This window comes from Bartonella sp. TT121SHDZB (assembly GCF_042193415.1).
Lineage (GTDB): Bacteria > Pseudomonadota > Alphaproteobacteria > Rhizobiales > Rhizobiaceae > Bartonella.
In genome coordinates this window covers 58715-67246 of sequence record NZ_JBHILR010000009.1, presented here as the reverse complement: position 1 = coordinate 67246, position 8532 = coordinate 58715, and the positions used below count along the sequence as shown (strand labels likewise).

The following is an 8532-nucleotide window of genomic DNA, read 5'->3' as shown; positions in this document are numbered from 1 at the left end:
TTTAAATAAAATGCCCCAAACATTACCAATAAAATTTTGTAACAAAAAATCCTATTTCAAGATTTTATTGGAAAAATCTGCCTTCATAAAAATAAAACATGAAAACAGCAAGGAGTTCAAAGAGAGCATGGCGCCTTTAAAGTAAAATATAGCACCCCATTACAATGCATAAAAATAGGAAGTTGCCTAGGAATGAGTTAATCACAATAACGCTTGTTTTATGCTACTTTAATTAAGGAAAATTTTCTGCGCAGATACGATTTATAAAGACATTGCTGTATAAAGAGAATCGCATGATCTGTAATTTGTAAAAAGAATCAAATTCCTGTAGAAGCATGCTAAGCTATCTATCTAGCTTTCTTTATTTAATATTGAAAAGTACTCTTATAAATCTATGTGGGATAACGAACAACAAAAAAACGATCCTGGACAAGACCCTGCTCTTGTCATTAAGCGCTTGCGGCCTGCGCGCCGACAGGTCTCTGCTCGTTGGCTTACGGGAACCATTTTGACAGGAATCACTTCCTGCATTCTTATGGGGATTGCACTTTTTACGGCTCTTGATGAACAACAGCGATTGGTAACCCCTCCACAATGGTTTACACAAGAAAACCTATCAGAATCACAAGACCCTGAGGCCAATGGCTATAAAGGTGATCGTATTTCTCCCACCCATGCACGGCAAAGCTTTGACAGAAAACGTCAATTTGAATTATCGATTCTACAAAAAAAAGGTGATGAAAAGGTCATTCAAACACAACATTTTGAATGGATTCGTATGGCTTTAGCCGAAAAGCGCCCCCAGAAATATAGCTATCCCAAATTTGATTCTTTAAGCATTCTTGCTAATGATTCGACAAATCAAAGCGCTAAACTACAAGATTCTGGACAGATTTATGGAGCAAAGGTCGAAACAAAAATCACCTTACGCAGCTATGATTTTAAGATAGATCAATTGGATTTTGATGACAGCGATACATTGACAGATGAAGAAGCACAACAAGAAGTACAAAAAGCTGGATTTACTTTAGAAAAGAGCTCCGAACTTCTTTCAGTTCTCACATTGATTGATCCTTTAAAATTAGAAGATGTATCCTCCCCTTCCCAAGGCACAGAATCCCCTGAAGTTCGAATCGTCCAAGAAAATGTAACCGTTTCTCCTCAAAGTCACCGTATCGATCTGACGAAAAACTATGTTGAAGATATTATTCCTATTCGTAAAAAACAAACGATAGCCGATGCTTTCAAAAAAACCAGTTATACAAAAGAGCAAATTGAACAGGTTGTAAAAACACTAGAAAAAATGAGCCTTTCCGATACCCTTAAAGAGGGAAGTCTTTTACGCATTGGTATCGTGACACAAGCTGGCGAAAAAGATCATCTCGTCCGTGCAAGCATTTATCAAGGGATGCATCATGTTCTCACCATTGCTCTGAATGATAAAGGTCAATTCATTGAAAGCACAGAGCCTAAAATGTCTAAAGCACTTAAAACGGCTTTTCAAAATGGTATTCCGCATTCTTATATCAATAGCGCGCAATTACCAACAGCTTATGATGCACTCTATAGTGCTTTGCTCAGTCATAATATATCACAATCTCTCTCTCATCGTCTTATTCGTCTGCTTGCCACCAACATTGATATGAAAAGCCAGATAACCCCCAATGATCAGATTGAAATATTTTATGCCATACCACAAAGCGATAAAGAAACCCAAAACGGCAAAAAGAACTTGAAAGCCAAAGAACCCTCCAAGAACGCTGATCCAGAAATTCGTTATATTAGTGCAACTTTTGGCAACACAACTTATAAATATTACCGTTATCAATTAAAAGATGGAAGCGTTGATTATTATGATTCTGAAGGGAAGAGTTCAAAGCCTTTCTTGCTGCGCAAACCCACACCAAATGGCATTTTTGGCTCCCCCTTTGGTCCACGCAAACATCCTATTTTAGGCTATATTCGCATGCATACGGGTGTCGATTGGATTGCTCCTAAAGGATCGCCCATTATTGCTGTAGGAGATGGTATTGTCACAAGAGTAGGCGTAACAGGCGGCTATGGAAACCATACGGAAATTCAACATGCCAATGGATATGTCAGCAGTTATTCACACCAAAGCCGTTATGCACCAGACATCAAACCAGGCGTGAAAGTACGACAAGGACAAATTATTGGGTATGTTGGATCAACAGGAATGGCAACTGGTCCTCATTGTCATTTTGAAATCATTGTCAATGGCGTCAAGGTTGATCCCATGCGCATCCGTATACCAGATAGCAAAGCCTTAACCAATCAAGATCTACAAACATTCCTACAAGAAAAAAACAATATTGATTCTTTGATCAACAGCCCGATAGCACCCTCCGAAGAGACTTAAAGCATAAAAGCATCTGCATTTTTATGACTTCAAACATCTCAAAAATATGCTTGAGCGCTTAACTTTTCTCAAAGAGATTTCCACACTTTAATATCTGTAAAGGATACGCCGAAAGATGCACCACCCAAAGCAGCATAATAAGGATTAAAAATAAAACACCCTCCCTTTTTCAGGTTTACGCACAACAGAAAAGTGCAAAATATGGAACCCCAAAAGGCTAACGCTTTTTGTTTATTTTATCAAAACGATAAAAATCCCTTTGTTTTCCATGCCATAAAATCTCAAATCAAAGGTGAGTTTTTCTAAAGAACGAAGATTCTAAAACCCATATCATTCTATAAACAACCCGACTTCTTGTTGCACAGATTCCACTGGTTGAGCACTGATGCTGTTTAAAGCCCTGAAGGAGGGAGGGCATGAGTTTTTTACAAGCACGTTTTACCTTAAAAATATTTCTCCCACAAGCTTACAAAAACACCCTATATTTAAAATTTTAACAGCCCTTACAAAAAATAACAAAACTTGAAAAAACAATTTTTTGCAAAGCAATAGAGCTTACGAATATAAGTATTATTGGCTCAAAGAAGTTCTTATTCAAAATAAATTTAAAAGCTAACTTAAGCACTTCAAAGCTCTCAGACAAGGAGAATTTTGAAAGCCGATCATTGGAATCAACAAAGCAAAAAAACAACAAGAGAGAAAATCAAACATTACACCAAAAGATAAAGAAGCAAAGGTGCTTCTCTTGAAGACAATCGATAATGTAAATATTAAAGAGTGATGTGTTCGCGCTATGAAGCCGTATTTTATCCTCCTTCTTGTGAAAAAGTGCCCTCTCCATACATTCACGATGAATGAAAAGCAGCTTACCATTGGCAAAGAGAAAATTGACCATTTTAAAAAATCAGTCAGAGATTTTTTTTGAACTACTCGTGCTAAGTTTTGGCAAAGGAATGACAATTTTTGTGCCTCCTAAAGCCGAAGTTTCAAACAGAGGTTTTTCACCAAATTGCATACAAAGCTGTTCCACAACTACACGACCAAGTCCTGTCTTTTGTTTTAAAGTTTGGCTCTTCATCCCCACGCCATCATCTTCTACAATAAGCATCAATTGTCCATCGTTCTGGGGACCAAAGGAAATATAAATATGGCCCGACCGTTGATCAGGAAAGGCATGTTTTAAGGAATTGGTTAGCAACTCGCCAAGGATAATTCCAAGTGTTGTTGCATCTCTTGAAGACAGACGACACTCTTTAAAGTTGGTGTGAATGGTAATGTTTTCACGCAATTCAAAAGGGACCGCCAATTCGACATCATGCACAACAGAACTGAGAAACTCTGCCAATAGTGTCGTTTCCATATCATCACTTAAACGCAAACGACGATGTGCTGTAGAAATTGTCTGAATACGATCACGTGCAGCCCCTAGAACAGTACGGACTTCTTCATTTTTACTCCGACTTAACTGAAGCCCCAGCAAAGAAGACACCGTCCCAAGAGAATTGCCAATGCGATGGCTTGCATCCTGCAACAATATTTCAACCCGTTGGCGTTCTTTTTCGGCGTGATTGCGTGCTTTTTCTAATTCTTGTGTTCGTTCTTTCACGCGGGCTTCCAGAGCGATATTTTCGCTATGAAGCAGCAATTGATACAATTTTAAAGAACGTACATCACGATGAAAACGATTAATCACAAAATAGGCAGAAATAAAGGTACTCACAACGGAAACAATAGCCGCCAATGTCAAAGCCGCCCGCATCAATGCGATACCCTCACGCTGTTTTTGGCGCACCACATCATCCCCATTAATAAAACTTGTCATCAATTGCGCTAAGCGTGCCACGGGAATTTTGGAGACATCTAAAGAGACGGAAGGTTGAGAAGATGGCTCAGGAACTGTATCAAGAGCATGCATATGGGCATTCATAAAAGCTTGTCTTGCTTCGACTTCCTTTTTAAAAGCCCTAAACCACTCATCCCACTGCGGATGCGCATAAACAATAAGTGCGATATAGTCGAGAATATCTCCCAACTCCCGCTCTGCATTTTCAAAACGTATTTTATCTTCCGCCTTGCGCGTTTTTGCATAGCTGCGATCAGCAACAGCCATATCAATCAGGCTAATAAGGACCAAATCAGCCTGTTCGCGCAATTCTGAACTTGTATTCAACTGTGCGACTTCTCGATCAACGGCATTTGAAAGCAACATAATAAAAACCGATGCCAAAAGAGCCATCACAAGAGAAACAACAATCGCCCCCCACCGCCAGCGTGATATCGTTGCATGAGAAGAAGGCATTTGAGGCAGCAAATTTGTCTTTGTTGTCATAGAATTTCCAGTGGCGAACTTGAAAGTCGTCATTTTTCAGCACAAAGGAAGGCAACCTTATGGAACATAAAACCCAAAGCCCGTGAGAAAATTTTATACGGGCTTTTCTTGTGTTTTTAAGGATACACGCCAAACTTCTGAATTTCCTCAGATACTGACTTTACTGTAATAGCTATAACGGGAATAAAAAAAACAAGGCTATCCATCATAATTATTATGCTTTTTTAGCCGTTAAATGAACACAATGTACTTCCAGCGGAATAAGAATCAGGACCATAATCAGACTCACCATCCACCTCAAGAAGTTCTTGTAATCGATTACGCGCCCTGCTCACACGGCTTTTAATGGTTCCAACAGCACAACCACAAATAGCCGCAGCATCTTCATAAGAAAATCCCGATGCACCAATGAGAATAATGGCTTCTCTTTGATCAGCAGAAAGCAGATTTAAGGCTTTTTTAAAATCTTGCAAATCAAGCGATCCATATTGCGCAGGATGCACAGCAACATTTTGGGTAAACACGCCATCGGTATCTTGCACTTCCCTTCCCTTTTTGCGCATTTGACTATAAAACTCATTGCGCAAAATGGTAAAAAGCCAAGCTTTAAGATTAGTTCCCATCTCAAAACTGTCTTGCTTAGCCCATGCCTTCATAACAGTATCTTGAACCAAATCTTCGGCTTTATCATGTTTGCCACTTAAAGAAACAGCAAAAGCGCGTAAAGCAGGCAACACAGAAAGGAGTTCTTGTTTAAAGTTTTTTGTGCACTTTGACATAAAGGATCAAACCTTTTCCACATTGCTTAAGTCAAATTGCTCTGCGCGCTCCAATCTTTCTAAAAGCTCGAGCAAACACCGTGGCAGTGCTTCTTCCTGAATTTCCATGTAAAACTGGCGTAATTTCCGTGCTATTTCACTATTGACCCCGAGCAGATCATCTCCAACTGTAAATTGCCTAGTGAGATTTTTTTCATCACGGTCGTTCATTTTTCATCCCCCTAATCCATATAATATTGATAGCACCGCGAAGAATTTTTTCGCCTTATGGTTGTAAATATGGCTGTCGGTAAAAAGTTCCATACAAATCAAGGAACTTTTTTATCGGTTGAGGGTTTCAACCAACAAAATGCTTGCAAGGTCAAAGGAGTTATAAATTATGTCATTATCAACACGCATTGCACCGCATCTTCCCTATCTCCGGCGTTTTGCCCGCTCTGTCACTGGTAGCCAATCCTCTGGCGATGCTTATGTATCAGCGATGTTGGAAGCACTCATTGCCGACATCTCCATTTTTCCCAAAGCTTCCACTGACCGAATTGGTACCTATTGGCTTTTTTGCCATCTTTTTGACCAAACCACACCGAACATCCCAGAACCCCTGCCTCAATTTGGTCTTGAACAAAAAACCAGTGCCAAATTATCCTATCTCACGCCCCGTGCACGCCAAGCATTTTTGCTCATTGCCGTTGAAGGATTTCATGAACAAGAAGCTAGCGAAATCATGAATCTGGATACGAAAGAATTTCGCAAGCTTCTCAACCAAGCATCTTTTGACATTTCTCAACAAATTGCCACTGAAGTGATGATTATTGAAGATGAGCCTCTTATTGCGCTTGATATTGAACAAATGGTAGAAAGCTTAGGTCACCATGTTGTAGGAATAGCGCGCACGCGTGATGAAGCTGTCATCATGTATCATAAGAAAAAGCCACGTTTAATTTTGGCTGATATTCAATTAGCCGATAACAGTTCAGGCATTGATGCGGTCAACGAGATTTTGAAAAATGATCGTATACCGGTGATTTTCATCACGGCTTTTCCCGAAAGGCTTCTCACAGGCGAACGTCCAGAACCGACTTTTTTAGTGACCAAACCTTTTAACCCTGATATGGTAAAAGCGCTTATTTCCCAAGCTTTATTTTTTCAAGAGAATGCTTCTAAAGCGGCTTAGAACAGAGTAACATCTTAAAATTATGATCGTTACGCCTCTTTCAAAGCCTCCCATGGACAGATCTCATATAAGCGCGCTCATGCAAGCGATTCGTGGTGCTGATATTTGTGTTCTCTATCAGGCAACAAATTTGGTTTATTTATGGGCTGAAAACTTGCCACACCATTTGCACAATAAATGGCGGGTTGGGTGTCGTGACAGCGACTTTTTTTCGCTTGACCTTGCAGACAATATGGAAACCATCAAACTGCAAGTTTTAGCCAGTGGCAAAATGCAAACCGTCGAAGCACGTTTTGAAGATACGAATAAACAAGAGATTTGGTACAAATTTTCTGTTGACTGCCACCGCAATGATAACGGAGACATTATCGGTATTATCACCACTGGTGTTAATATTTCGGGCTTACGCCGCCGTGAACAAGTGCTTAAAATTCTCCTTCGAGAAGTAAGCCACCGTTCTAAAAATCTTTTAGCGATCATTCAAAGTATTGCCAGCCAAACGGCACGCTATACTGAATCTCTTCAGGTTTTCTTACGCAAATTTCAAGGTCGTCTTCATTCTCTTTCTCATTCTCAAGATCTGATCACCGATTCCGATTGGCGTGGTGCTCAATTTCGCGAATTGGTCCAAACGCAAGCTTTAGGCTATTTAATGAAAGAAACAGAACGTTTTTCACTTGAAGGTGTCGATCCTTATCTTTTTCCCAATGCCGCTTTGCATATTGGTTTGGCTTTTCATGAACTGATTGTCAATTCTCTTTCTTTTGGAGCCCTTTCGCAAGAAAAGGGCAGTGTCTGTATACGCTGTGAAATTGAAACAAAACTGAATGGCAAAACGCACCTTATCATCACATGGAATGAAAATTTTGAATCCGGTGTCCCTTTCACAAACAATAAAAAAGCCTGTTTTGGCAGTGCCGTTCTTGAAAAAATTGTTCCCATTTCCGTCAATGGTTCGGCTTCGTTCACATTGACAGAAGAAGGCATTGTCTATAGCCTTTCTGTTCCTGATACTTATTTTGATATTTTGTCTTAAAAGTGCCTTTCCAACAATCAATAAGGGAAGTTTCCATTCTCCAAAAAAGTTCTAATCTATTTTATTAAGCACCAAGAGTTTGTCCAACCTCTTTAAACCCACCTCTATAGTCCCCAAACTTTAAGATGAGAACTTAACGCCAGCAGCATAAAACCCATTCCCTTTCCTGTTCATCAACCTTTATCGCTCGCTACATATTTTAAAACAGACATTAAAACGACTAAGAGCAAGCAGTTTTAGCTTTTATAGACCAGATCAAAGTGCGCATACTACACATATCTTTTAGCATACTTTCCATAATGGGTACATAATTTCATTTGAGAATGATATGAAATTTCAAGGGTAAAAGCCAACATCCGGCAACACTTTTCCGCTTTACGAGCTTAAAGCCTGCCGACAATATCTTTTAAATCGTGGAAATGGCATATTTTATGCTTTTATTTAACGTGTTCTTTAATGGGGTTATCCTTTTACTCCCAATAGAACATCCTACAACAGAATACACTTGTACCCCTCATTCACGCTTTTTTAAAATATTTTCCAGCGCGTTCAAGCGCATTTCAAAACAGCCTCTGTAAGCGTATAAGCCATCAAGCACGCCCCTCTTTACCTCATGCCTCTCTCCACTTCATGCCCCTCTTTACTTCATCAAAGTAGCAGCTGCGCGTTATCATACTATTTTTCTCATGTTACAACAGCTTTTGACATTTGAGAGAATTCATAAAAGGCATATAGTCTTTTCTTCAAATATTTTCGCCCACTCTCTCCCTTTTATGATGTGCAAACCAATGATTTTGCTTGCTTCAATATAGGATATCCTTGCCTTGGGAACTG

The 8532-nt window shown here is 39.5% G+C and carries 6 protein-coding genes; 3 read left to right on the top strand and 3 right to left on the bottom strand.

The genetic code is table 11. The annotated features are described in order from the left end of the window. Positions 1-394 precede the first annotated feature (394 nt). Positions 395-2380 carry a M23 family metallopeptidase gene (locus ACFIKI_RS06570; protein ID WP_375646292.1) on the top strand — a complete coding sequence of 662 codons (1986 nt, stop codon included), beginning with the start codon at positions 395-397 and terminating at the stop codon, positions 2378-2380. A 904-nt stretch (positions 2381-3284) separates the two neighbouring features. Here the strand turns inward: ACFIKI_RS06570 and ACFIKI_RS06565 are convergent. The 3 genes from ACFIKI_RS06565 to ACFIKI_RS06555 form a co-directional block, all read right to left on the bottom strand. Continuing rightward, positions 3285-4709, bottom strand: coding sequence for a sensor histidine kinase (locus tag ACFIKI_RS06565; protein WP_375622688.1), 1425 nt, complete (start codon positions 4707-4709; stop codon positions 3285-3287). Positions 4710-4933: 224 nt separating this feature from the next. Further along, a complete protein-coding gene (locus ACFIKI_RS06560; RefSeq protein WP_375622690.1) occupies positions 4934-5488 on the bottom strand; it encodes an RNA polymerase sigma factor in 555 nt (184 codons plus the stop codon). A gap of 6 nt (positions 5489-5494) precedes the next feature. Continuing rightward, positions 5495-5698 carry a NepR family anti-sigma factor gene (locus ACFIKI_RS06555; RefSeq protein WP_375666408.1) on the bottom strand — a complete coding sequence of 68 codons (204 nt, stop codon included), beginning with the start codon at positions 5696-5698 and terminating at the stop codon, positions 5495-5497. A 169-nt stretch (positions 5699-5867) separates the two neighbouring features. Between ACFIKI_RS06555 and ACFIKI_RS06550 the strand changes: the two genes are divergently transcribed. Together ACFIKI_RS06550 and ACFIKI_RS06545 are read left to right on the top strand one after the other, a co-directional pair. After that, positions 5868-6662, top strand: coding sequence for a response regulator (locus tag ACFIKI_RS06550; protein ID WP_375622694.1), 795 nt, complete (start codon positions 5868-5870; stop codon positions 6660-6662). A gap of 22 nt (positions 6663-6684) precedes the next feature. Continuing rightward, complete coding sequence (locus tag ACFIKI_RS06545; RefSeq protein WP_375622696.1) at positions 6685-7698, top strand: HWE histidine kinase domain-containing protein; 1014 nt, start codon at positions 6685-6687, stop codon at positions 7696-7698. The last annotated feature ends 834 nt before the right edge of the window (positions 7699-8532 follow it).